Origin of the sequence: Paenibacillus sp. FSL H7-0690 (assembly GCF_037980415.1) — a bacterium.
Classification (GTDB): domain Bacteria; phylum Bacillota; class Bacilli; order Paenibacillales; family Paenibacillaceae; genus Paenibacillus_AQ; species Paenibacillus_AQ odorifer.
Genome location: NZ_CP150281.1, coordinates 3,351,387 through 3,377,560, shown reverse-complemented (window position 1 = coordinate 3,377,560; position 26,174 = coordinate 3,351,387). Strand labels below are relative to the sequence as shown.

General features: G+C 39.2%; 24 protein-coding genes. 4 read left to right on the top strand and 20 right to left on the bottom strand.

The features are described 5' to 3' along the window. Positions 1–88: 88 nt before the first annotated feature. The 7 genes from MHI32_RS14950 to MHI32_RS14920 form a co-directional block, all read right to left on the bottom strand. Positions 89–1,099, bottom strand: coding sequence for an AraC family transcriptional regulator (locus tag MHI32_RS14950; RefSeq protein ID WP_076184602.1), 1,011 nt, complete (start codon positions 1,097–1,099; stop codon positions 89–91). 110 nt (positions 1,100–1,209) lie between these two features. After that, on the bottom strand, positions 1,210–1,803 hold the full coding sequence (locus MHI32_RS14945; RefSeq protein ID WP_076276526.1) for an AAA family ATPase: 594 nt from the start codon (positions 1,801–1,803) through the stop codon (positions 1,210–1,212). 68 nt (positions 1,804–1,871) lie between these two features. Continuing rightward, positions 1,872–2,861, bottom strand: a complete 990-nt coding sequence (locus tag MHI32_RS14940; protein ID WP_340012650.1) for an ABC transporter substrate-binding protein — start codon at positions 2,859–2,861, stop codon at positions 1,872–1,874. Between the two features lie 130 nt (positions 2,862–2,991). Then, on the bottom strand, positions 2,992–3,966 hold the full coding sequence (locus tag MHI32_RS14935) for an AraC family transcriptional regulator (RefSeq protein WP_076280634.1): 975 nt from the start codon (positions 3,964–3,966) through the stop codon (positions 2,992–2,994). 176 nt (positions 3,967–4,142) lie between these two features. Continuing rightward, positions 4,143–5,048 (bottom strand): hypothetical protein, encoded by a 906-nt coding sequence (locus tag MHI32_RS14930; protein WP_248548270.1) that lies wholly within the window; start codon positions 5,046–5,048, stop codon positions 4,143–4,145. Continuing rightward, on the bottom strand, positions 5,045–5,602 hold the full coding sequence (locus MHI32_RS14925; protein WP_076125863.1) for a sigma-70 family RNA polymerase sigma factor: 558 nt from the start codon (positions 5,600–5,602) through the stop codon (positions 5,045–5,047). Before MHI32_RS14925 ends, MHI32_RS14930 begins: the two co-directional genes overlap by 4 nt. A 173-nt stretch (positions 5,603–5,775) precedes the next feature. Then, a complete protein-coding gene (locus MHI32_RS14920; protein ID WP_254848959.1) occupies positions 5,776–6,450 on the bottom strand; it encodes a hypothetical protein in 675 nt (224 codons plus the stop codon). A 176-nt stretch (positions 6,451–6,626) separates the two neighbouring features. On the opposite strand from MHI32_RS14920, the gene MHI32_RS14915 reads away from it, so the two are divergent. Then, complete coding sequence (locus MHI32_RS14915) at positions 6,627–7,406, top strand: GNAT family N-acetyltransferase (RefSeq protein WP_340012649.1); 780 nt, start codon at positions 6,627–6,629, stop codon at positions 7,404–7,406. Between the two features lie 70 nt (positions 7,407–7,476). Here MHI32_RS14915 and dhaK read toward each other — a convergent pair whose 3' ends face one another. Then, the gene (gene dhaK, locus MHI32_RS14910) at positions 7,477–9,237 is read right to left on the bottom strand and encodes a dihydroxyacetone kinase subunit DhaK (protein ID WP_340012648.1); all 1,761 of its coding nucleotides are present in this window, start codon (positions 9,235–9,237) and stop codon (positions 7,477–7,479) included. Between the two features lies 1 nt (position 9,238). Further along, complete coding sequence (locus MHI32_RS14905; RefSeq protein WP_076099237.1) at positions 9,239–10,375, bottom strand: glycerol dehydrogenase; 1,137 nt, start codon at positions 10,373–10,375, stop codon at positions 9,239–9,241. Positions 10,376–10,578: 203 nt separating this feature from the next. Here MHI32_RS14905 and MHI32_RS14900 point away from each other — a divergent pair, with 203 nt between their 5' ends. After that, on the top strand, positions 10,579–11,637 hold the full coding sequence (locus tag MHI32_RS14900; RefSeq protein ID WP_340012646.1) for a PocR ligand-binding domain-containing protein: 1,059 nt from the start codon (positions 10,579–10,581) through the stop codon (positions 11,635–11,637). A 24-nt stretch (positions 11,638–11,661) separates the two neighbouring features. On the opposite strand, the gene MHI32_RS14895 is transcribed toward MHI32_RS14900, so the two are convergent. The 3 genes from MHI32_RS14895 to MHI32_RS14885 all read right to left on the bottom strand — a co-directional run bounded on the left by MHI32_RS14895 (position 11,662) and on the right by MHI32_RS14885 (position 15,339). Further along, the gene (locus tag MHI32_RS14895; RefSeq protein WP_340012645.1) at positions 11,662–12,588 is read right to left on the bottom strand and encodes a VanZ family protein; all 927 of its coding nucleotides are present in this window, start codon (positions 12,586–12,588) and stop codon (positions 11,662–11,664) included. A gap of 158 nt (positions 12,589–12,746) precedes the next feature. Continuing rightward, complete coding sequence (locus MHI32_RS14890; protein ID WP_340012643.1) at positions 12,747–14,705, bottom strand: RICIN domain-containing protein; 1,959 nt, start codon at positions 14,703–14,705, stop codon at positions 12,747–12,749. A gap of 208 nt (positions 14,706–14,913) precedes the next feature. Next, positions 14,914–15,339 carry a MerR family transcriptional regulator gene (locus tag MHI32_RS14885; protein WP_340012642.1) on the bottom strand — a complete coding sequence of 142 codons (426 nt, stop codon included), beginning with the start codon at positions 15,337–15,339 and terminating at the stop codon, positions 14,914–14,916. A 169-nt stretch (positions 15,340–15,508) separates the two neighbouring features. Here MHI32_RS14885 and MHI32_RS14880 point away from each other — a divergent pair, with 169 nt between their 5' ends. After that, positions 15,509–15,829 carry a carboxymuconolactone decarboxylase family protein gene (locus tag MHI32_RS14880; protein ID WP_076125630.1) on the top strand — a complete coding sequence of 107 codons (321 nt, stop codon included), beginning with the start codon at positions 15,509–15,511 and terminating at the stop codon, positions 15,827–15,829. Positions 15,830–15,849: 20 nt separating this feature from the next. Then, positions 15,850–16,245, top strand: a complete 396-nt coding sequence (locus MHI32_RS14875; RefSeq protein WP_076184592.1) for a cupin domain-containing protein — start codon at positions 15,850–15,852, stop codon at positions 16,243–16,245. 68 nt (positions 16,246–16,313) lie between these two features. Here the strand turns inward: MHI32_RS14875 and MHI32_RS14870 are convergent, their stop codons facing one another. The 8 genes from MHI32_RS14870 to MHI32_RS14835 form a co-directional block, all read right to left on the bottom strand. Continuing rightward, positions 16,314–19,478 carry an ATP-binding cassette domain-containing protein gene (locus MHI32_RS14870; protein WP_340012639.1) on the bottom strand — a complete coding sequence of 1,055 codons (3,165 nt, stop codon included), beginning with the start codon at positions 19,476–19,478 and terminating at the stop codon, positions 16,314–16,316. Positions 19,479–19,581: 103 nt separating this feature from the next. Then, positions 19,582–19,998 carry an SRPBCC domain-containing protein gene (locus tag MHI32_RS14865; protein ID WP_076184590.1) on the bottom strand — a complete coding sequence of 139 codons (417 nt, stop codon included), beginning with the start codon at positions 19,996–19,998 and terminating at the stop codon, positions 19,582–19,584. A 2-nt stretch (positions 19,999–20,000) separates the two neighbouring features. Further along, positions 20,001–20,321 (bottom strand): metalloregulator ArsR/SmtB family transcription factor, encoded by a 321-nt coding sequence (locus MHI32_RS14860; RefSeq protein WP_038571021.1) that lies wholly within the window; start codon positions 20,319–20,321, stop codon positions 20,001–20,003. Positions 20,322–20,537: 216 nt separating this feature from the next. After that, positions 20,538–22,010 carry a 6-phospho-beta-glucosidase gene (ascB, locus tag MHI32_RS14855; protein ID WP_340012638.1) on the bottom strand — a complete coding sequence of 491 codons (1,473 nt, stop codon included), beginning with the start codon at positions 22,008–22,010 and terminating at the stop codon, positions 20,538–20,540. Between the two features lie 42 nt (positions 22,011–22,052). Next, positions 22,053–23,351 (bottom strand): PTS cellobiose transporter subunit IIC, encoded by a 1,299-nt coding sequence (celB, locus tag MHI32_RS14850; protein ID WP_038571015.1) that lies wholly within the window; start codon positions 23,349–23,351, stop codon positions 22,053–22,055. A gap of 59 nt (positions 23,352–23,410) precedes the next feature. Continuing rightward, a complete protein-coding gene (locus MHI32_RS14845; RefSeq protein ID WP_051490993.1) occupies positions 23,411–23,734 on the bottom strand; it encodes a PTS lactose/cellobiose transporter subunit IIA in 324 nt (107 codons plus the stop codon). 23 nt (positions 23,735–23,757) lie between these two features. Further along, complete coding sequence (locus MHI32_RS14840) at positions 23,758–24,075, bottom strand: PTS sugar transporter subunit IIB (RefSeq protein WP_036677859.1); 318 nt, start codon at positions 24,073–24,075, stop codon at positions 23,758–23,760. Between the two features lie 143 nt (positions 24,076–24,218). After that, complete coding sequence (locus MHI32_RS14835; RefSeq protein ID WP_339174261.1) at positions 24,219–26,141, bottom strand: BglG family transcription antiterminator; 1,923 nt, start codon at positions 26,139–26,141, stop codon at positions 24,219–24,221. Positions 26,142–26,174 lie beyond the last annotated feature (33 nt).

Genomic DNA, 26,174 nt, shown 5'->3' with positions numbered 1-26,174 from the left:
AGGGATTTTGCGTTTCTCTTCATATGTAAATGTAATAACCCACCAGTCGTGACTGGTGGGTTATTTGCAACTGTTATCTCCGTATTCTTTAAAGGTTCGATTCGTGTTTTGAAGTCATCAGTACAGAAGAAGCAAACTGTTTCACAAGCTTGCCGGGATTGATCCCGTATTTCTCCCGAAACACCTCCGAGAAGTGACTTGAGTTGGAATAACCCACAGCACAGGATGTCTCATTAACGTTCAAATCACCTTGCTGCAATAGGTGTAGAGCCTTCTCCAGCCTTATATCCCGCAAATAGCCGAATACAGTTGTTCCGAACATTTCTTTAAAGCCAGATTTTAATTTGTTATCATTCATGCCAATCAATCGGGAGAGCTCCAACAGGCTTGGCGGATCTATCATCCGTTGCATCATGATGTCCCGCGCTTCACTAATTTTTGTCATGTCGCTTTTCGACAGCTTTGTTGTCCCAGAAGTACCTTCTGTTAGAATCGATTGAAAGCCCAACGACAAAAGCTCTAATGTACTACATTCGATCTCCAGATTTTTGGTGCTGCGGTTTTGAAGAGCTGCCAGCATTCGCTCAAGCACGATAGCAGTAGACGGCTGCATCGTTTCCTGAAAAACACGAAAAGATGCTTGGCCAAGAATGCGGTCAAAATCAGCGGATCTCCCACCCCCGCCTTCTTCCATGAAGTGATGGAAAGTCGAAACAGGAATACCTATGCCTAACATCAGATAAGATTCATTCCCCTGAAACTCAAATTGAGAGCCAACTTCATTCATGAGTTGTAGCGTACAGCTTCCCGGAACAAACTCATACTGGACACCATCAACAGAGACTTCTCTTTTCCCTTGCAAACAATAATTAAGCTCAACCATTGCTGTTTTGGTTACGAGAGGCACGCTGTAATCCTGGCGAAAGGTAAAATCGGATACCACCACATTGATATCAAAGCGTGGGACGAATCGACGAACGAACCCTTCTCCCCTTTGCGAATGTAGTGCCATGTGCTCTGTACGATCTCTATTCTGCCGCGGCAGCTCAAGCCCATCGAAAAAAAGATTGAAATTGTGATGAAAATCTATTCCAGTCATTGCTACCGCTCTCCGATCAAGTTTTCATAATAGTGAGAACCATTCTCATCATTATAAAGGATCCTCTCTTTTTTGACCCGCTTGAATATGGTGTTATCTGGATACGCCATCTAGGAAACACTAACATTTCTTTTACTTAATTTCTTAAATACCGAGTATTCCTTATTGGACTTAATAAAACTTAATATCTTTTCGGCACATTCTATTGAATTCATCTCTTCCGTATTTACTTCGAGGTCATATTCATCAAAGCAATATACTTTGCTAAACTGTGAAGCTGCTAGTCCAATCTTTCTATCTCCTCTTGTTTGCTCTCTTCTTATGAGTTCTTCTTTCGAGCATATTACACCTATAAATAACGTAGGCTGATCGAAAAATTGCTCAAGAAACACATTAAACCTCTTATCATTGTCGATTACGGTATCTACTATTACATTAAAACCCATTTCTATTAACAATTTAATTGTCGAGCGGTACACTGAGAATATGGAATCATCTAATATTTGGGAAACGACTTGATGATCTATTTCTCTTGGAGGTTCATCTGGAAATTTATTATTAATAAAATCATTGTAATTATTAAAAAAATCATCAATTGATAAATGATAAAAAGGAATCTCTTTCTGTTTTATCAGTTCAGTCGATATGGAGGTCTTTCCGGAACTTGAAGTTCCATTTAGAAAAACTAATATCCCTTGCTTCAATTTAATCATCCCTTCAAATAATAATCATTGCAACTCAGAGAATATTCGAGAAAAGATTAAATTATCCTTTACTGTTTGATATGTTCCTTGATTTGTTCGGATATTTGCTCCAACAATGCTTCTTTTCCTAAAGCAAAGAAAGCCTCATTATAATTTTGTCTGCTTGTTATACGATATATATTATTCGATTTTACAGCTTTCAGATTGCTCCAGACCTTGCTTTGGTCAAGAACATTCTGGTCATTATCGGATAATAAAATGATATGGTCTGGATTAAAGGTGGACAGTGCTTCTAGACTTGTCACTTTCCCTCCCCATGGATCTGGCTCCGGAGTACCTGGCGCGATGGGTAATCCTAGATCATTAAAAATCATATCCGCAATACCTGTGCGGGAATAGATGCGTATTTCTTTCTCTGTAGCTTCGATTACCGCAAACGTCTCTTCCTTGGTTATCTCAGTGATTTGATCATGTAGTAGTAGAGCACGTTGATCATAGGCCTTCAGCCACGTTTCCATTTCCGCTTTCTTATCAAGCACCTCCGCAACAAATGTAAATCGCTCTCTAAAAGCGTTAAAACCATAAGGCACCCTCACTGTTGGAGCAATCATATTTAGTTGATCATAGATTTTTTCTTGGGTAGGTCCTGCCAGTATCAAATCAGGGCTTGCTGCAATGATCGCTTCTAAGTTGACTTCCGTCTGAAACCATCCAGCGGGAGTTACATCAGGCAGTTCTTTTTTGAGAATAGGAGTGATTTCTAATGAATTAGCCATATCTGTATTCCCAGTAATAACAGGTTTATATCCAAGCACCAGAAGTTCTTCCGTTGAGCCGGATACATCGGCAATTCTAACCGGGTTCACCGGTATTACAATATCCCCTTTAGCATCCTTGAGGGTACGTGTTTCGGTCGAATTAGTAGCGACGGGTTCTGAATTTACCGCAGGTTGAGAATTTTCTACTTTAGCCTCCTGACCTGAATTCCCACACCCGTACAGCATCACCATCATGATTAAGGCGATTCCCACAAAAGAGATCTGTTTTAAACTGAACATTTTTTCCAACCCTCTCCAATCTACTGATAATCATTCTCACTTCTAGCAAGTCCGATCATACACTCTGCTAATAGGATAGAACTACCGGCAGAGGGATTGAATAACGGTTTGGCGGATATTTATTTAATTTTTATCGTTTTTTAATTACTTCTGAAGGATTAATTCCATACTGCTTCCGAAAAGCTTCGGCAAAATGACTAAAGTTGTTGTAACCTACCATCGTCGCCGTTTGGCTGACACTAATTTCCCCGGTACTTATGATTTCCCATGCTTTTTCTAAACGTTTGTTCCGTAAATATGCAAATACAGTTGTTCCGTACTCTTCCTTAAATCCAACTTTTAATTTGTATTCGTTAATGCCTGCCAGCTTGGACAATTCGATTAGCGAAGGTGGGTTTGCCATGTGGTCAAGGATGATATCCCTGGCTTTCCGAATGTTTTCTCGGTCACTACGTGATAAATGCAAACTCCGTTTAGTATGTTTCTGCTCAAAAAGAAATGCGTCAAAATATACAGATAGGAGTTCTAATGCCTTCCCCTCTACGTACAACCGGCGCATGGAGGTATGATATGGACAGTCTCTCAATTGCACCAATAATCGGGTGGTTTCTGGAAGAATAGGCATACGGAACATTCGAAAAGCACGTGAATCTAACAGCCCGGATAAGCTGCGAGCATGTGAAGAGCTTTGATCCGCCATCCATGAATCGAATAGTGTAACCGGTACACCTATGGACAATAAACGGATAGGTTCAGCACTCCGATAGTGAAATTCCGCTTGGAAATCCTGCATGAACTGCAATGAACAACTATCGGGCATTAACTCATGGCTGGTATCTGTTACATGAACTTCCCCGCTTCCCTGCAGACAAAAGCTTAACTCAATCATCGCCGCTTCGGATTGAACCCGAACTAGGCGATCATCAGCAAAACGGTAATCACTATCAACAATTTCGATCCCGGAGGGTGTGATCACTCTATCGACGTATCCTTGGGTACTGGATTGTGCAAAATGTTTCCTCTCTGTAGTGCCCCTCATAGACGGAGCCTCAAACAAAGCATCGAAATACCCGTTATAGATGTTATGAATAGATGAACTTGTCATTCTGTTATACACTCAGCAGGTAAGCTGCACTCCGTAATCCCAATATTATGTTTTATCATGAGCAGATCACCTTTTCTCTTCTATTAAATGATAACGATTATCATTTAGATCATTATATGCGAGATATTAGATAACCTGCAATGTACAGTTTTTAAGGATCTCTTATCTCCGCCTTCTCAGTAAAGCGGTAGCACTTCTTGTGTCAGCCCTGAAAAGAGGTCGCTGGTTTGATCAAAAAAGGTATCAGGCAAATAATAATAAGCATCACCCATAGACACCACCTTTAATTCGGGAATGATATACATGGCGATATAAGTCCCGTCTTTGAGGTTGAACTGTAATTGATATGATTTTCCTTGGGATTGCGCCGCTGCAAGAGCTTCATATTCCTTAATGCTTAGCTCTGTTTTTTTTGCGCTGTACAAACCTTCGATAATGGACTCAACAATAGGATGATCAGTGATAGTCTTTTGCACGTCATTCCCCACATGATTCAGAATATAGATATCTTTTGCATGCTCCTTCAGATTAGCCAGATCTAGATACTCCTTCGCGCTCATTGCAGAATCGTCTACCTTCGCCACAATTTCAGCTAGATAATAATATTGCTCATCCTTAACTGCAATACGAAAATGGGATGGGTATGTTGGGATTTCATACAGCTTTCCACCCATAGCGAACGTAGCGGCATAATCTTTTTCCGCATTCTTATCCCCGTCATTCTTTCCGGGCTCTTGGTTGAGATCAAACTCTAATGCACCAAGCGATTTGTCAGGCTCCATACCTGTGAACTTAAACTGAGCGCCATCTGCTACGAATGCATAACGGTATCCATTGTAATTCAGAATTTTGCGAACCCCTGTGGGAGACGAGACTGGTGTCTGCTGTGATATTTGTGGTGAATTAGGCAACGGAGTCTGCGGAAATTTATAAACGGCCACACCTAACACCAATGCAGCACAAGCTGCGAGTGAGCCCCACTTTACATAAGCTTTTTTATTAGTGCGTCTCGCGGAGTTGGCTTTTTCTATCAGATTTTCGTCTATGTAACCGATTGTTTTGAAGAGCTCTTTATTATTCAAAGGAAATAACCCTCTTTCTGAAGATATATTTGGAGTTTTTTGCGTGTTCTGAAAAGAATTGATTTGGTTTTACTTTCACTGATTGAGAAGCGTGCGGCAATATCGGCCAAAGAATCAGAATACCAGTAACGCCTCAAAAAAACATTCCGCTGATCTTCCTTAATGTTGTGTAGAAATTTGCTTATAGATTCGGCTATTTGTGCTTCCTCGTATTGGGTTTCAACGTTGTCTGAAGAGGATAAACAATCGTTTAATTCATTAAGAATCGTATCGAATTTTTTATTCCGTTTTTTAGCCATGTAATAATCGTATTTGTTCAAAGCAATATTTCGTGTGATTCTCCCCAGAAAAGAGGACAGCTTTGCAGGAGACTTCGGCGGTATTGCTTCCCATGCACCAAGAAAGGTATCGTTAACACATTCTTCCGAATCTTCAGCATTAGACAAAATGTTATGAGCGATCCGAGTACAATAATTTCTATATTTTTTCGATGTTTCTTCTACTGCCCTTTCATTACGTGCAAAATACAATTGTATGATTTCACTATCTTCCACTCCATCACTTCCGTTCGATTTGATTAAGCATTCACTTATAAAGTAGGAAAAGAAGTGTTTAGGTTGCATAAAAATATAATTTTCTATAAGCTTCGGCATTCAACGCTGATAATATGACATAAAAATACAAATAACCCCTCATCCTAAGGGATAAGGGGAAGTTATGATATCATCTAATTTTTAATTAATTCTACTTCCTTCATTGGAGCCTTTGTCTTACGGAGCATCATCCAGATCCCCCCCAGACAAAATAAAACACTACATCCCATGCCAAACAACGCGCTGGCGTTTAATGCCTGAGGTGAGCCTTTCATTGTAAGCACAGCCATTTGAGTGACAACAATGGAGACCAAGGCATTAGTAAAGCTAATCATTTTTAATGTTGATATAATGGGATTTTTGAGATGACGGTTAACAATATTTCCATGAATGGCAAAACCAAGTTTTGTAAAAGCGATCAGTGCTACCAAATATACAATGTAACCTTCATAAACCAAAGCGTCTCCGACTAGATAAATCCGCAAGCAGACCAACAGATAAGAAACCCCTAGAAGACAAAGAAAAACACCGCCACGCTTATAAACGTAAAGCTCCAGTGAATACCTTTGCTGTGCTGAACTGACTTTTTTAGCTAATGTATATTTATGAAGCACCTGTCCTTTGGCTATACACAGGATCAGATAATAAAGTGCATTTGTGATGAACCATCCGGACAATAGATATAACCCAAGAATTAACTTGCCTATACCAATAAAAGCATCGATGACTAAGGAAGCAGCGTTGAACATGGCGGTTCGATCTTGCGGATTTCCGAAGTACCGAACTAAGATTGCCTTAATATATATCATCCTTTCAAGAAAACCTTCATATCTCATTTTATGTTTCTAAGGGGACAATAGTATCATACTTGGCTCAACCCAGCAATAAAGCAAACAAAGTTCTGATTTATGATATATTAGAAAAGGTTGTGCAAATTCGGCAAGAGGAAATAGCAACAGCAATTGTTAATGGAGGCAGGTCGTATATGTATAGAAAATTAACAGCAGCAGAGTTAGATGTTATATTAAGCTCGATTAATAAGGAACAGCATTTTTTATATTATTCATACCTTACTTTTCGCAGACAAAACACAGTGCATTACGGTCAGTATTCTGACCAGGGCGAGTTGCTTGGAGTATTAGCCTTTTTAAGTGGCCTTCCGTTTAATGCTTTTTCTGTATATCCAGTTCAGCAATCCTTTTGTCTCAGCTCAATGTTGGCGTTCATGAAAGATGAATTACATCTACATAACCATGCGGTGGGTAGCTTTATTATTAACGAACAAGAGCTGCAGGTCTTTGCTTCTCAGCTTGAGTTCTACAGCCCTCCCCAAAAATTGCTTCTTATGAAACATATTCATGAAGATGTTCTACCAACAGCGGACAAGCATGTTATGCACTTAGGACCTGCTCATTTCCAGCGAATTGAAGCAAAGATGAACGAGCTGCAAACCATGGCTTTTTCAAAAGAAGAATTACAGAATCCGTTCTATGGTGTGATGGCACAAGACGAGCTGATTGCTGTAGGAGGATACCATATATATAGTGAGGATTACGTTGAACTAGGAAATATCGGAACAGATGTGGCCTGGAGAAGAAATGGTTATGGTAAAAAAGTCTGTGCAGAGCTAACACGCCAAGGACATGCCATTTCAGCTAACGTATATTTGAATGTTTTTGAGGAGAATGTAGGAGCCATTTCTCTATATCAATCGCTGGGATATGAACTCATTTGCCAACAATACATCGTTGAATTTATGATTTAAATTAAAAACGTACTGCAGCTAATGCAGTACGTTTTTTCTAAATTTTAGGTGATACGCCAGTTAATCTTGTTTATTTCATTGCTTTTGCCAGCTCTGTGAAAATAACCCCAAGCGCATGAGCACCCGCATCTGGATAACCGATGCTGCGTTCCCCCACTGTGCCGGCTCTTCCCATACGGGCAACGATTTCTATAGTATTTTTAGAACCTTGGACAGCTGCTTCCGCTGCTTTATTTGCCGCCACTTTGATATCGTCGCCTTGTTCTGCACTTTGGGTCCAGGCATCTGCAAACGGTACAAGCGCATCAATCAATGTCTTGTCTCCGACGACAGCCCCTCTGCCAAAAGATCTTTCACCCGTATCTTGAATCCCTTTGACAACAGCCTGCATCATATCAGCAAACTCCTGAATGGTCAGCTCTTCCTTCTGCTGAACATTTTTACTCGCTGCGCGGAAGCCTGATCCCCAGATCGGTCCGGATGCTCCGCCGCAATATTCCATAATGACCATGGAGCAGGCGTCAAGGAACTCACCGATATTAGTGAGATGATGAGCTAAAATATCTTCCCACTCGACTTTCAGCTGTTTAAAGCCCTTAGCTACACTCATCCCGAAATCGCCGTCTCCAGCGTGGGAGTCAAGCTCACAGAACGGAACTTCATTCTCGATAATAACCTGGCTCATTTGATCGAGCAGATAGACGATATTTTGCAAAGTAAACCGATTGTTCTTAATCACCGCTGCAGCAGCATCCGTATTATTCTTAAAGGATACATTGCTGTCTGCTTTCTCTTCTTGGATTACTTCAGTATAGTTCACAGGCTCAAAAGGGCCTTTAATCGACAAGGCTGGTGTATCACAAGGCGCAGATAACCATTTCTTCAGTGTCTCATCCAGCTTCATTATCGTCACCGATGCACCTGCCATGTCAATGCTGGTCATGTAGTTACCAACAAACACTTTAAACACTTGCTTATTCTTAGCGGTTAATTCGCGGATGACAGAATTGTTCAGCAAATATAACTCTTGCAGCGGGGTGCCGCCAAAACCATTAATTAATACGGCTACTTCCTCCTGCTTCTGATCATTCATTTGGAAGTTGTCTAGCAAAGAGGTAACCATTCGCTGTGCTAATTCATCTGCGGGTACAATTTTCTCCCTGCGTATTCCAGGTTCTCCATGGATGCCAACCCCGTATTCCATCTCGTTCTCTTCAATATGAAATGTCGGAGTACCTTTGGCAGGAACGGTACAAGAGGTATAGGCGAAGCCTATGCTGCGCACATGATCAATTGCATGTTGCGCCGCTTCTTTCACTTCCGCTAAGGACAATCCAGCTTCTGCTGCTGCTCCGGCTACCTTATGAACAAGCACTGTTCCGGCTACGCCTCTTCTCCCTACTGTATAAAGGCTGTCTTCAACGGCAATATCGTCGTCTACTTTGACATAATCCACTTCGATACCGTCTTCAGTTGCTAGATGGGCCGCATTTTTAAAGTTCATGATGTCACCGCTATAATTCTTGATAATAAGCAGCGAACCTTTGGTGCTTGCTGTGCGGCGAATCGCTTGATAAACCTGAATTTGGGATGGAGAAGCAAACACATCACCGCATACAGCTGCATCCAGCATCCCGGTTCCTACAAACCCGGCATGAGCCGGCTCATGCCCGCTTCCGCCACCACTGATCAGGGTAACTTTATCTTGATTGATCTCTTTCTTAGAAATCACTTTGAATTTAGGATCGAAATCCAGCTCGGGATGCGCCAAGACAAGCCCGTTACACATTTCCCTAACCAGAGTCTCCGGCTTGTTTATTATTTTTTTCATCTTAAAGCTCCTTACTTGATTTATATTGACGGCCTAATTGATCGGCTGCCATAATTGCTGATGCAACCGCATCCTCCGTAATTGGGAACGGCATCGAATGGATAGATTCCTCAGCAATGCAAGCTTTTTTAGCAACCTCAAGCAGTTCCTCATAGGTTACATGCTCAACACCAATATCCGCTAAGCATACTGGGAGGCCAATCGAAAGACAGAAGTCCAACACTTCTTTTAATTCAGTCCGGTCTGCATTCTCAAGAACCAATTGAGCAATCGTGCTGAAGGCAACCTTTTCACCATGATAATAATGATGAGTTCCTTCCAAAGCAGTTAACCCATTATGAATCGCATGAATCGCTGCCAAACCACCACTTTCAAACCCAAGACCCGATAAAAGAATATTCGTCTCAATTATATTCTCCAAAGCTGGGGTTACGATATTCAGATCGCAAGCTTGCTTCGCCTTGAATCCATTCTCAAGCAATGTCTCATAGCAGAGCTTCGCAAGTCCCAACGCAGTTACTGTTCCTTTAGCTTCACCGCAAACCCCTTCACGAACTCCGCAAGGTAAACCTGCATTCACATTGGAGTAAGAATTTGCAGTAGCTCTTGCTTCAAAATAGGTTGAAAGTGCATCTCCCATACCTGCCACAAGAAATCTTGTAGGTGCATTGGCAATAACTGTTGTATCAATCATGACTACACTCGGGCTTTGCTTGAAATAAGCATAATCATCGAATTCACCTTCCGGAGTATAGAGCACCGCTGAGTGGCTTGTCGGAGCATCAGTTGCTGCTATCGTTGGAACGATAATCAGCGCTTCTCCTTCAGCTACACATTTTGCCGTATCAATCGCCTTACCTCCACCCAAGCCAATCGTACATGCACATTGATGTTCTTTGGCTAGCGCTTGTAATCTGGCGACTTCTTGTCTTGAGCATTCCCCGTGGAAGCCGCTTTCAACAAGAGTTATATTAAATTTCTGTTTAGTTGACTCCAGTTTGTCTTTCACACGTGTTACATCATCTGGATGGGCAATTAACAAAGCAGAATCACCAAATGTTTTTACGAAGTAACCTAAGTTCAATAATTCATTCTCACCTTGTACATATTTCGTCGGACTGATAAATGCTCTTCTCATTTTTCGTTCCTCCTCAGTTGTTTATAGTTATCATTATAGATTGCTCTAATTTAAGAAACATGAAACAATAAAAGCTTATTAAAGCGTTTTCTTATCGTATTTTTTTGTCATAATCGTGAAAAATCGAACTTTCATGTCATTGTGTTGAATTATTCTGTATAATGTTCATTAAGATTCTATAACTTACATAGGAGAATTTTGTGATGTCAAAATCCCGGTTCAATCTAGAAGAAATTATTGACTTGAAGAAATGGGAAAAGCTCCAGGATTCCTTATCTCTTGTAACCAAAATGGCTATTCTTACTGTTGATTACAAGGGTGTTCCTGTGACCAAGCACAGCTATTGCCAGCCATTCTGTCAAGGTGTGCGCCAGGACTCCCATCTCTCACAATATTGTCAAAAATGTGATGCCCGCGCTGGGATTGAAGCGGTCCGCCAGAACAAACCGTTTATTTATTTATGTCATTTCAATATTATAGATATCGCGATTCCCATCATTATAGATAATCAATATCTAGGTGCAATTATGGCCGGACAGCTCAAGCTTCGTGAACCTGACGTGCCACAACTGGAGCAAATTGTCTCTCGCCCGCCGAATGTGGAGACGAACATGAAATTTAAAACACTCAAAGAGGATTACCAGGCACTGCCTGTTTTATCCTACGATGAAGTAACAAAGTGTGTTGAGCTGCTGCTGCAGTTAAGTACCTATATCGTGGAGGAAGCCATTCAAAAGCATACTACTGTGGATTTGTACAAAAAGGTTCTGACCACCAATATAGAAGAACCCACTTCTGCTGAAGCAATGGACGAGTCAGACCGTACGTACCGAAAAATCCAATCCATACAGCAGGAGTTATCCGGGGCCTTGATCGAGACCAAATTAAAGAATGGTGTACAAAAGTTCGTCTCAGTAAATTCTGTGCTTCAGCCTGCTTTTAATTACATTTATGCTCACAAAAATGAGAATTTCAGCCTCAAAGAGATGGCTAAGCTTTGTCATATCAGCCCCAGTTATTTCAGCCGTATTTTCACTAAAGAAACTGGAGAGAATTTCTCCATCTTCATTGCTAGACTCAAGATTGAATGGGCTAAGCAACTGCTGGAATCCACGGATTCCCCGATCAATCAAGTCAGTGATGATTTGGGCTTTTGCGACACGGGCTATTTCATTAAAACCTTCAAAAAATACGAGAACCTCACCCCGGCTGTATATCGGAATATGTATATGAGGAGATCAGCAAAAGAAACCCTCCGTTAATAAAATTAACGAAGGGTTAGTTCCTCATTCCCACCAATGCTTCATTTCACTAAATCCTACATCCCATAACTTCACATTCCCTTTAAGGATAAAGGTTATTTCTTTTACGGTAACTAATGCCGTATTGTTGAGTTCAGCATGGGAACTATATTGTTCACTGGATTGAAGGATCATGTTACCATCAGCTATAATCATTAGTTCACTGCTAGAATTTTCATTTTGCGGGAATCCAAAGCTGAAATATAACCATACCTCTTTTTTATCACCCAAAGTATAGGTGTATTTTTTAATTTCTTCACCTTCACTGCTGTACAAATTCATTTTTGGTATTATATTTTCACCTGCGATAGTGAAACTGGGAAGATTATGCGTGATAGGCATGCTTCCCGTAAGCTTTTCCAACGTTTGTAATCCCTGCACAGGTCTTTCACTTTTCTTCAGAGTTAAATCAATAATCTCAGAGATTCCCATGATTCCAACCAATAGCACAACAACAGATAATGCCGAAGTAAAAAGTGATCTCCTGGTGATTTCCGGGGAAAATCCAATCTTATATGCACAAAATCCGATCATTGCCCCTAACGTATTGGAGATGACATCGGCTACATCAAAGGAACCCAAAAAAGTTAAAGCTTGAAGACTTTCCAGCACAAAAATTGTTAAGATAAACAAACAAATAAACTTCTTAAAATGTGTACGATACAGCAAAGGGAATAATACGCCAAAAGGAATAAAAGCAGCGATGTTCCCAAAGTCATAAAACCAAGAAAAGGATAGGTCAAAGAGATCAGGAAAAAGAAGCGGAACACTTTCTGGAATCAACATAAACGTATATTCATACTGGCTTGTTGCATGCTCTACTCTATTGAAAGCAAAAAACAAAAAATATAAGATCAACAGTGTATACAAAATAGTTCCTATAATAAGAATCTTTCGTAATTTCACTCCCATAATAACTTCACAATTCCCTCCATATGTCGATGGAAATAGTATATCTCTCCAAAGTGACATTCCCGTGACACTGAAGGTGACGATTTAGTCATTCAAAGCTTATATCGACAAAAAGTCATCACCCTTAATTTAAGGTCGATGACTTTTTGTTACATAAATTATCTATTCGTGACTAGTTTCCAGTGCTGGCCAGCAGAACCTGTATTATTTGTTTGAATAATATTTGCCCCCTCTGTCGTCGAACCCTGATCTACTGCCAGAGCTTTTCCACTGTTACGATTAATAATATTGTAAAAATCACCTGAGGACTCCAAAGTCCACTGCTGGTCATTCGATCCGTTATCATTCCATTGTACACTTTGAGCACCGTTAGCTAATGAACCTCCTAAAATGCCCAGGTTTTTACGACTATTAGTATTGACCAGCTTCGTATAACCATCAGCTGTGCTGACTACAAACCAATTTTGGTCATGGGATGAAATTCCGCTGGTCCACTGAACCGCCTTCCCTCCATCCGCCATCGAACCTTGATAGATACCCAACACTTTACCACTGTTCTCATTAACCATTCGATAACTGTCCACCATAATATGTCCTTCATCTGGAACCAACTCCCACAGCTGATCAGTGCTGCCTGCATCAGTCTGCTGTATAACTTGGGTACCCTCTTCAGTAGAACCCTGCGCTATACCTAACGTCTGACCACTGTTACGGTTAACAATCTTGTAGTAGTTACCAGAGGCTTGTAAAGTCCACTGCTGGTCATCGGAATGGTTTTCAGTCCATAAAACGGCTTTAGCTCCTTCTGTTGTTGATCCTTCTAATATTCCGGCGACCTTTCCACTTTTTGCATTCACAATGGATTTGTAACCGTTAGGAGCATAACCACTTTCCGCTGTGGAAATGAGCCAATATTGATCCAAAGAATTAGTCCCGCTGCTCCATTGGACGAGCGGATTGCCATTCGCAGTTCCACCTTCCAATACACCTAAAGCCTTCCCACTCTTCACATTAATTAATTTGTAGTAACCTACGGACATATCACCATATTTCACCGTGTTTTTCCCACTAAAAAATCCGGCTTGAGGGATAAATAAGCGGCCATTGCTAAGCGGCAGTAGTTGGCGGTTATACCCTGCATCTACGGGCGGATTATATGGAACCCAGCTTCCGGATGCATCCACTCTAGAAGAGTTGATCAGCACTTCTTTTTTTCCTGCAACGTTTAATACGAGTCTCCCATCTCCCAAAGCAGAAATATAGGGACTTCCTCCGTACCCTACAAGAGATCCTACTTCAGTTGGATTCCAGCTCTCAGGATCTGCTGAAATTTTCAAATAATTGGGCACGCCCGGGTATCCGACCATCTCATAGGTCATTGCGTAATTGCCATTGCCCAGCTTAGCGATTGTAGGCATTCCTGGACGTAATTTACTGTCTGCAAATGCCACATCAACTACCACAGGTCCCCAGTTCGTACCCTCCAACGTAGTCTGATGAACTAACTTCTGGGCATGGGCAGGATCACGTTCATCTGAATAATAAACAATGAGTTTGTTATTGTGAACCAAAAAGAAAGGCTCCCAAATGGGATCGTAACCAATATCGTTTCGTCCACCTTCAGCAATGGTGCTTACATATGTCCATGTTCTACCTAAATCATTGCTTTTATATAATTCCAACTTGGTAGCTGCTTTGTTGCTTGGCACAGAATTTCCTGCAAGAAGCATAGTACCCGCAGGCATGTTACCTATAGATTGGGGGAGTTCAAACAATTCAGGGCAATTTAACATTCCCCAACCGTTTTGAGTATCCTCCACTTCTCCAGCCTGATTCCAAGTGACACCATTGTCAACGCTTTCATAAATAGGAAAAACAGGGGTGGTATTAGAGGTTTGTTCAAATGTAGCATACATTTTATTATTGTTGATGCCACTATATTTAAGCTGGATTGCCCTAGGTGATAAAGCCCCATAGGATGGTGAATCTGCTGGTGGTACATATAAGACATTAGGACCGAAAGCGTTTACAATATCGCCGTCAAAGCTAATCCCTGTGCCAACCACTGTCACTAAAACCAACAAAAAAGACAAAACCTTCCTCAGTTCTCTTCTCAAAAGTAATTTCTCCTTTACTCTGGTTTTTTTAAACGAATACAGCTTCAATATAATTAATAAACGGATAAATGAGAATGTAATATCTCGACCGGATCATGCAATATGATTACACAAATAGACTCTCATCTTCGATTTCAAGTTTTGAAATTAGAAGAGGCAGATGAACAACCTTTGATAATCAAAAGTTGTTCATCTGCCTCTTAACTTGTTAGGAATCTACTTTTTCTTCTTGATGTGATTTCTTTTCATTGTGATAAAGGACGAATTCGTATTTATTCCCCGTTAGTTGATCATTATAAAATACAATTTTACGGTTCAGTATATCTAAGTTTTGTTGCAACGCCTTAATTTCTTGTTCCACTTGTTGCTTACGCTGTTCAAGTAAATTTTTCCGTTCAGGAATTGTCTCGTCCCCCATAGCCCGCCACTCGGTATATTGCTTCAATTCTGCCATCGTCATTCCTGAATCTTTTAAATGAAGCAAAAATTGAACCCAACCTATATCCTGATCTGTATATTCGCGTAAATTATTGTCACTTCGATGTGGAGTAAGTAAGCCTTCCATTTCATAATATCTAAGCGTGCTCTTGTTAACACCGACGATTTCTGCAAATTCTCCAATGGAATAAGGCATGATCCCCACCTCCATTTCTAATTTTGTTTCTATTCAAAGGATATACTTAAATTAATAAAAAACCAAATGTCGGAGTATGAATCCATTTTTATGGCTTGCCTTAAAGTGTACTTTAAGGTCTATACTTCATTTTAAAGCAGTTAATCATCGATGAAAGGGATGTTCTTATATGGCTGAAAAACAAACAGCAGGACGAGACTTGTTAGGAGAATTCGCTCCGAAATTTGCTGAACTGAACGATGATATCTTATTCGGTGAAGTGTGGTCAAGAGAGAAAGAATTATCTGCACGTGACCGCAGCATGATTACAGTTTCAGCATTAATATCAGGAGGAAACTTTGAACAATTAACTCCACATCTGCATAAAGCAAAGGCAAACGGAGTCACAAAAGATGAAGTAGCGGAAATCATCACGCACCTTTCGTTTTATATAGGGTGGCCTAAAGCTTGGTCGGCATTTAATATTGCCAAAGAAATTTATAAAAATTAAACGAAAGAGGTTTTTTTATTATGGCTAATGAGCAACTAAGCAACAGTACTATCTTTCCACTCGGACAAAAGGTTGAAGCTAATTTTATAGGTGATGCATACTTGCAGATGATTTATACTGATGCGACACCTTTGAATGCGCCTATTGGGAACGTAACCTTTGCCCCGGGAGCTCGCAATAACTGGCACTTCCATAAAATCGGACAAGTATTATTAGTTACCGGTGGTGAGGGTTGGTATCAAGAAAAAGGCAAACCAGCTCAATTCCTCCAAAGCGGGGATGTTGTGAATATTCCAGCGAACGTAAAACATTGGCATGGTGCTACAAAAGACAGTTGGTTTGTCCACTTAGCCATTTCACCCGGAGAAACAGAATGGTTAGAACCTGTTGATGATGAGCTTTATAATCAATTATAAAAAAACGCATCGAGTCTATAGACTCGATGCGTTTCTTTTCTATATCGTCTTTTTAAGAAAACTAAACTTTATTGCTCAAGAAATTGGTAAACTGCCATCATCTCTTGTTTATTCAACTCACGAATACGATTGAAAATTGGAATCTCAGCAACAGCTTCAATATTTAAGCTTTCAGAAATAACGTCACTTACTTTACCCGTTAGCCAAGTTTGAACATCTATACCTTCAACGACTTCCTTACGTCCTTCATCATTGATTCCACTCGCATAACAACTCACACAGGGAATAGTTAATTTATATACACCATCATGAAGTCCATCTTCCGAGATAACTTTTTTTCCTTTACAGAATGGACAGGGATGGCTTGCTTTAACCTTATTAATTAAGGTGACGATTTTTTTGTAACCAAACGCTTCATAGACATAAGTCAGCTTTTTATATTTTCCATTAGTGAAATACTTATCTATGATATTTTCTCTTGTTTCGTGGATATTGGCAAAATCACAGATCGTAATCCGGTTTTTCATGCTGATGGTTTCGATACTGCCGCTAATGCTGTCCCAGAATGGCAGGGCATTTTGTAACACCATTTCATATTGCGCAAAACTTCCTAACTCTAGTTCAAGTATTTTTAGAGCGACTTGTGTTTCCCTAGGTAATAGAGAGACCTCTTCTGTCAAAACCATATCGCCGCCCACGATGGCTTTCATTTTTTCTAGTACCTGTAATTCGCCAACAGTGCTAATAACTTGATCAAGGGGCATCCCGATAATCTCACGAATATCAGTGTCGCCGTATTTAAGCTTTTTATGATGATTTAATACCGTTCCTTGACAAATTGGACAGGTAATCATTTTTTTGGATGCTTTAATATGCTCTTTAATAATCGATTTCGAGATAACCATATAGTTCCCGATAATGGTATTAAAGCCTTCCCAAGTTCTCGAGGCTTTAGCTGCTTTATCATAGAAGGACTTTTCCCAATACCCGTATAAAAAGGTGTGTTTTTCAGCTTCTGTCATCTCATTATAACTTTTGCTAATATCCTGTCCGAGCTCATTCTTTAACTCATCAAAGATGAATTTTATTTTTGGCAATTGATAGAATTTCAGAATCTCCATCGCATCTGGATGTAATGAGCCGTCCCAAAAGGGTACGTTCTTGTCCTGAAGTACAATATCAAAATCAAATTCTTCAATCACACGGCGGCCCTTACAGCTTGGACAATGATTGTCTGATTGATAGAAATCAAAGCTTTTTGTATCTTTATTAGTGGGATGCGCTGCCACAATATGGTTGATCAAGCCACCCATTTCATAAAGGAAAGTAAACTGACTATACAAGTGTCGTTCCAGATCAATGGCGATGACAGGCGCAATCGTATCCGATTCATATTCACCATAAATCAGGCGGGCCATGGAGGATAAGCTTTTTAAGATGCCACCTTTATAGATGTTCTCTGCATTTTTAAAATAGGGGATCTGACTTTCTTTTAAATAGTCAATTCCATTTTGTAGCTGGAGTGTTGAAGAAATGTGCGCAGGTGCCACACTATCAGCAGGATTTTGTTGACGATAATAATCATCATGACTGAGAACATCAAGATGCTCCACAGGTGCAAGCTGTCTTTTGCCAAAATCAACGATAAAATCAGAGTTCTCTAACATATAAGAATTATGTTCAATCATGATTATGGAGACAGATTCATCCTGCAGAATGTCCCTAATGCTGTCAATGAATTGATTTAAAATATTTTGTGATAAACCTTTGGAAGGCTCGTCAAAAATAAAAAGTGTATGTGGATTTCTTGAGCCCGCAAACAGCTCAGAAACTAAATGGACACATTGAAATTCACCCGTGGATAAGGACTGTGTTTTTCGCTCCAACGTCAAATAACCAAGTCCAAGCTTGATCAATAAGCTTAGTCTTTTATGAGCAATGTCCTCATTTGGCAGTTCAACAATAATATCTTCAATCGAGCGCTCAAAAATATCATCAATATCCTCACTGTACTTTGTGAGTTTCCTTTTAATATCAAGAAAAGTGGCAACGGTCGAGCGACTGGTAATCGACTGATTTCGATCTTGCCCTACGATCACCAGCTTATCTTTGGAATAACGCTTTAGAAAATCTTTGACCATACACTCATTAACCAGTGTAGATTTACCACATCCGGACTCACCTGTAAAAGTTACCAGTCTATTCTGGGGAATCTGAATCTCGGCCATTTGAATATTACGACAATAAAGATCATGAAATTGATAATATTCTGCAGGTGCTGCCTGATTTAGTTCTCTATTGATGGGCTCAGGACGTGGTGATTCCTCAACTATTTTCCCGCCGTATTTGCCACTGCCAGGTCCAAAGAACAAGTGTTTATCCGCTGTGTCCAGCACCGTGTCAGAATGGTCAATGAGCCAAATTTGATTTTTATATCCCAATTGTTTAATCTCCGCTAAAATCTTCAATAGCGTTTGGTGATCGAGACCCACGGAGATTTCATCAATGATAATCACGGTATTTTCACTTGTTGCCATGAATTCTGCCAGGTAAAGTCGTGTTAATTCTCCGCCTGATAATGTACCCATAATACGATTTAATGTTAAATAACCAATATTCATATTGATTATATTTTTCAGAATTTGTTGTTTACCTTCACTTATTTTTAGAATATCTGCCTGTGATAAAATGGTCTCTATACTTAAGTCGTTTAGATCAGAAATACTCTTTGCTTGATCCAATAATTCAATTTTATATTGTTCAGCTGCTTGATTATAGCGTTTCCCCTGACACTTTTTACACTCGACATTTTTTGTAGTTCCACGACCCTTACAATCAGGACACCAACCCAACTCATTATTAAATGAAAAAACCTCTGGAGAGAGATTATATTGTTCAGCAAGAGTGACACGGATTTCAGTAAACACACCTGTATGTGTGCCAATGGTTGACCGAGGATTTGAAGATATGGATGATCTACCAAGAAAAAGAACAAGTGGCATTGCTTCCATTTTGATCGCACTGAAATTAGTCTCCATAATATTGGGGAATAAATACTGGTATTCAGCTTTTGGCAGTAAGGAAACGAGACGTTTTTTTGATTCTTCCCCAATCGTTTGACAAAAAGTTGTTTTACCAGATCCAGACAAACCAGCAATTCCTAACGACTCATCAACTGGCAGTACCGTTTCTAATCTGTTAATATTGTTCGCAATTAATTGATTTATTTTCATAGTAAGCTCATCTCATCTCCATTCTCTTCATCTAGTATTGCCATGATTTATTCCATTAAAAAGGGCACTTTCCTTATTCCAGAAAAGCGCCCTATTCTTGAAATTACAATTCTGCTAATGCCTTTTCGAGCTGACCACCCATATTTGTCCAAGCATATTTAGCACCTTCGATAGCTCCTTGGCGGGCTTTCGTCTCCTCACTAAATCCTGATTGATCTAGATGGAGGTTAACCTTCCCCTCTGAATCTTGACTCACAGTCCAAGTAACAGTAGTACTTTCTCCCGCACTATTCCAAGTATAAGATAACGTATGCGGCTCATCCACGACGAGTACTTCGCTATCTACAATTCCATCCCACCATTCATTTGGCTCAGCACGGAATTGAAATTTATGACCAACGACGGGTTTAAAATCATTACTCCAGATCCATTTCGCAAGCGTATCCGAATCCGTTAAAGCATTCCATACCTTCTCGATCGAACTTGTAAATTGAAAATCTAATGATACATCTGGTTTCATAGTTATTCCTCCAATATAAGTTTTAATTTATCAATTCTTTGTTTCCAGAATCCTTCATAAAAAGATACCCAATCTTGAATTTCTTTCAAAGGATTGGCATTCAACCGATACCTCGTCTCTCTGCCAACCTTCCGAGCAATTACGAGACCAGCATCTTTAAGTATATTTAAATGCTTCGAAACGGCTGTACGACCCATTTCAAAATGAATCGTTATCTCATACAGAGGTAATTCATCAACATCAGCCAGAATTTGAAGAAGTTTTCGTCTTGTTGGATCCGCAACAGCGTCATAAACATCCCTCACTTGACTATTGTCGCTCACAACCACCCCCACCTTTTCCGTAATATTTCCTGTAATGTCACCTAGTATCCATCATTATTACCTAATAGGACACCATTTGGTGTCTAATTGATTATAAGACACCAAATGGTCACATGTCAACAATTCAGTAAAAAAAGCATTACCAAAAGCAAGTCCAGCTTAGGACTGCTTTTGATAATGCCTCCAGATAAATCATTTCGTTGTACGCTTTAATAATTAATCTAATTGTTCTCCATTAGTAGCGATAACATTTTTGTACCAATAAAATGATTTTTTCTTTATACGACGTTTTGTACCTCTGCCCATATCATCTTGGTCCACATAAATGTAACCATAACGTTTGGACATTTGATTTGTTCCTGCACTCACCATATCTATGCAACCCCAGCTTGTGTAGCCCATTACATCTACACCATCTGCAATGGCTTCTTTTATTTGCTTAATATGTTCTTTTAAATAATCAATTCGGTAATCATCCTCTATAACATCGCCTTCTTGTAATACGTCTAAGGCACCTAGGCCATTCTCTGCAACAAGTACCGGCTTTTGATAGAGGTCATACAATTGGTTTATTGCAGTTCGTAAACCCTTAGGATCAATCTGCCAACCCCAATCACTCGATGGTAAATAAGGATTTTTCACTCCGCCTGTAAGCAAATTCCCTTCTGCGCCTTCTATCTTTTCTGGATGTGCACTGACTGCACCAGACATATAGTAGCTAAACGATACATAATCCACTGGATAGTCTTTCATGATTTGTTCATCCTCGGGCTCTGTTTTCAGAACTATATTTTTTTCTGCAAACATTCGAGCGGTATAAGCCGGATAGTAACCTCTCGCTTGTACATCAGTAAAGAATAAAGAGGTACGTTGTTTATCAACTGTGGCTTGAACGTCGTCAGGATCACAGCTATAAGGAACAAGAAGTTGATAACTAACCATACATCCAACCATTGCTTGAGGATTACTTTCTTTACAGGCTTTGGTTGCAAGTGCACTTGCGACAAATTGATGATGCGCTCCTTGAAACATTGCTTGTTCAATATTCGGATGATTTTCTTCGATAACCCCTAGACTTACATATTGGTGGTGTACTACACAGTTAATTTCATTAAAAGTCATCCAATATTTCACTTTATGCTTGTATCTTTCAGCTACAGTGGTTGCATAGCGAACAAAGAAATCTATAACTTTCCGGTTCACCCAACCTCCATACTTAGTTGTTAGATGAAGTGGCATTTCATAATGGGATAAAGTAACAATAGGCTCAATTCCATATTTGTTCAATTCATCAAACACACGATCATAAAATGCAAGACCTTCTTCATTAGGGATTAATTCATCCCCATTTGGAAAAATACGAGTCCAAGCAATGGACATACGGAAGGCTTTAAAACCCATTTCGGCCAATAAAGCAATATCTTCTTTATAGTGGTGATAAAAATCCACCCCATGTCTTTTGGGATAATACTTTTCACTTGCGGGATCTTGTGCTTCTTCTATTTGTTTATGAGTCATGAGGTGCCACTGGTCAGACCAGTTTTTTTTAGGGGTGTTTTCGTCAAAAATATATACATCTGCTAGAGAAAGCCCTTTACCGCCAACTTTACTTGCTCCTTCTAGTTGATTGGCAGCTGCTGCTCCTCCCCATAAAAAGTTTTCTGGAAATGTCGTTTTCAATTCAAACATGTGTAAACCCTCCTTGTTGTTAAATAAAACATATGCTATGGATTAAACCTGTTGGATAAGGGCATCTTGTTCTTCTTTATATTTTTGATTATCCATTATTCTAAAGAACGGATAGTAAATAATAAACGCTACTGCAAACAGTACAATTTGTAAGATCATTCCCGAGATACTACCTGTCATCAAATATCCGCCGATAATTAATGGCATTGTTCCCGGAGGCAGTACACCTATTGGCAACGCTACTAATCCAAAATCCATGGAGAGATAGGTTATCAAAACAGTAACAATCGGTGTTATAAGAAATGGGATTAACATCATTGGGTTTAATACGATAGGCATCCCAAAGATTAACGGCTCATTGATATTAAATAGTCCTGGTCCAATCGTCAATCGACCCATTTGTTTCAGCTGTTTGCTCTTCGCAAAGAATAACATAGCAATCGTTAGTCCTAGAGTTGCACCAGATCCACCGATAAAGATAAGATATCTGAATTCTGCTGTAACAATATTATGGACGGGTGAACCCGCTGCGTAGGCTGCAGCATTTTCTGAGGTCAATTGCAACCAGATAGGCAACATGACAGAACCTACAATGGTGGAACCATGTAATCCGATTGCCCATAATAAGTTGATTAACAAGAACACAACAATTGTTCCCGCTAAGCTTGTTCCAACAGTGGTTAATGGTTGTTGAAGAAGCTTGGCAACAATGGTATGCACGTTATCAAAACCAGTAAAGTTCTCAACAAGTAGGCGAACTCCCCAGACACTCACGATAACAAAGAAACCAGGAATAATCGCTGTAAAGGATTTAGCAACTGTTGGCGGCACACCATCCGGCATTTTAATAACTATATTTTTTTGTACGATTCTGCGATATATTTCTGTTGCGAAGATTGCGGTTAATAATCCTACAAATAAACCTTGACTCGAAAAATAATTCACGTTCATTGCTTTTGTGACAACATCATCTACTGTGAAAGAAGTTGATGGTGTGACTACAAAATATGAACATAATGCCACAGCCCCTGAAGAAAGCGGATCCACTTTATAGCTCTCTGCGAGTCTATATCCCACGGCAAATGTTGCAACTAATGCGACAAGGTTAAATGTACCATTGTACGGATATAGTAAAGCTGTTTTAATATTTGGATGGGCGACCAAGAAATCTAAATAGGCTGGAATTGGCAGGTTTGCTAAGATTAAAAAAATGGAACCGATAATAATAAACGGGATAGTTAAAACCATTGCATCGCGAAGCGCTTGTAAATGCCGCTGACCAGAGATTTTACCTGCAACTGGCATTACCTTATCTTCTAAAAATTTCGTTATTTTATCCATAGTTTCTTGCACGCTCCCGAAGAAGTATTTTCTTATTGCGATGCCACTTCTTTTTGATCCTATTTTGAAAGCTTATAAAGTTCAATGATTTCCGTAACAAGTAAAGAAATGGTCTCTACACTCATTAGTTGGTCTTCAGCATGCATAAGGATCAGTGAGAATTGAAGCTGTTCGCCATTTGCTTCTCTTTTGATTAATGATTTATGCATTTTATGACCTTCTCTAAAAAATTGCTTTGATTCTTCTAATTTTTCTTGTGCCTCTTTAAATTCTCCCTCTTTGGCTGCGTAAAGCGCCTCCATTACTAAGCTTTTAGCTGCGCCTACATTACTGATAATGTTAAAAGCCACAGTATAGTATTCCTCTTTCACTTCATCTACCATTTCTCTCTACTCCTCTCTTATCTCTATTTACTTTCAATTAATTGCAAGGCTTGTTCAAGTACTTTTTCACCGTTCATCATTCCGTAATTCAACATATCAATAGCTTCTATAGGAATGTTTTTATCTGCTAATCTTGTTTCTAATTGCTTTTTCATATATTTCACCTGAGGTCCTAACAATAAGACATCAACCTTTTTCTCTTGCAAAGTAATATCAATTTCAGATGCTGATTTAGCAAAAACATCGACATCCAACCCTTTTTCTTCAACAACCTTCTGCATTTTTGTTACTAAAAGGCTTGTACTCATTCCTGCTGAACACACTAACATAATTGTATTCATATTGACTTCCCCCTAAAATTATCATTTATTGAACACCTTTAGTGTAAACTTAAATCGCTTTCTTTTTAAGCTAACCTTTTTCCAAATCAACAGGAAACGGTTACATTGCAAATAGTAAGGCAGTACCTAATTTCTCACTCACTCTAGTTTAGTAATTGTATAATTTCTTCCACAGAGTCCTTAGCAAGGATCTGCACAACAATCTCTTTATCCTCTATCAATGATCCTAGCTTTTTATACATTTTATCTAGGTCGACATTGTTTCCTTCTTTAATGTTTAATAAACAAATTAATTGCACCATTTGCTTATCATTCCAACGAATAGGACGTTTTAACGTACAGATTGTCCAAAAGGTTTCCGAGGTAACAGGAAGTGAAGGATGTGGAACAGCGACAAGATTTCCAAAACTAGTGGGTGCATAGGACTCTCTTTCAACTACTAAGGATTCATAATGCTCTGGTACAAGTCCTTGTTTTGTTAGCTCATTGCTTAAAAAATGAATCACACTCTCCTTTGTGGTAAATTCTTTTTTCACGAATACTCTAGATGCGTCAAGGTAAGAATGAGTTTCTGCCACCTGTTCTGAAGACAGTAAGACGTCCTTGATTCTTTTGAGGTCTTTAGCTTCTAGAAAGGTATTTACAACATAGACGGGAATACCTATATCTTCATTGATCGGAACTGTACTGATAATAAAATCAATCGAGGAGAGGTCCGTTTCTGCTAATTTGTAAAAACTAATTGTGTCTACAATCTGCAATAGATTCTCAAATGAATTGATCAATCGGTAATAAAGTAATTTGGCACTTCCAACACCAGACGCACATACAAGAATAACTCGTTTTATTTTTTTGTTTTTATTTTTCATTCTTTCTAAAGCAACCCCAATGTGCAAAGCAATGTAAGCAACTTCATGTTCTCCAACTTCTGAATCCAAATAGTAGTTAATACATTTACTCGCAATAAGTGCTCCTTCGAATGCGGCTGGAAAACTCGTCTTAATATCATTTAACAGAGGATTTCTAAAATTCATGTTGTATCTTAATCTATTCATCGCAGGCCTAATGTGAAGGGTCAGGGCTTGAATAAATTCATGGTCATGGCCAAAATCCCAATTCAACTCAGTTTGTAAACTTTTTAAAATACAGCTGACAATGGAGTCCACTTCATCGAACTTACTGTACTCCGTTAGATTTTCTTTCGGCAGCAATTTTGTTCCAACCAAATGGATGATAATATAATTAATCTCTGAATCGGAAAAGAGCAGATCTGTGAACTCTTCTATGTCTTTAACAATTTCATGGGCAACAATTTTTTCAAAAGGATACTCTTCCATAAGATTTACCGACGGTTGTTCGATTAAAAATCCCTCTTCGATACGTTTACAAGCTATTATTAAGTGAATAGCGAGGTTTTCCAAGGAAATATCTGAAATCTCAATTTTGTATTTATTTACTTTGCCGATGATTATTTCTTTAATTTTCGTGTATACCTCTTTGTCAAACAAAGTAAAGTTATCGAAAGTTGGATCGGAGTTTTCTTCTCTTTTGTATAAAAAATTAGACAAACAAATTCGTTTCTTAAATTCATCGCCCTCTATAAACAGGCCATAATGAGGCCGATTAACTAAATTCAGGTTGTATTTTTCCAGTATCTTACGCACTTCTTTTAGATCGTTTTGGATTGTCGATTTAGATACAAACATCTCATCTTCAATAGTGGCCAACTTGATATACTTATTTTCTAATAAAAACCGACTCAACAAATAAAGAACCCTATTATCTTGTTCAGAAAAGTCTACTGTAGAAGGATTGATTTTATCATTAGTTAACTCATTTAATTTTTGGGAAAATATATCTTTATCGAAGACTCTTACAACGAAGCCCTTCCCACGAATTAACTCTATTTTTAGTCCTACTATGGCGGATATATTTTGTAACTCTTTCAAATCATTACGGATCGTTCGATCGCTAACATTCAGTTCTTTAGCAATCCATGCAGCTGTGACAGGTTGATTGGAATTAATTAAGTATAAAAGTATTTCTTTTTGCCGTTTTGAAAACAATTGTATCCCTCTTTCTTAACCAGAGTATGAATA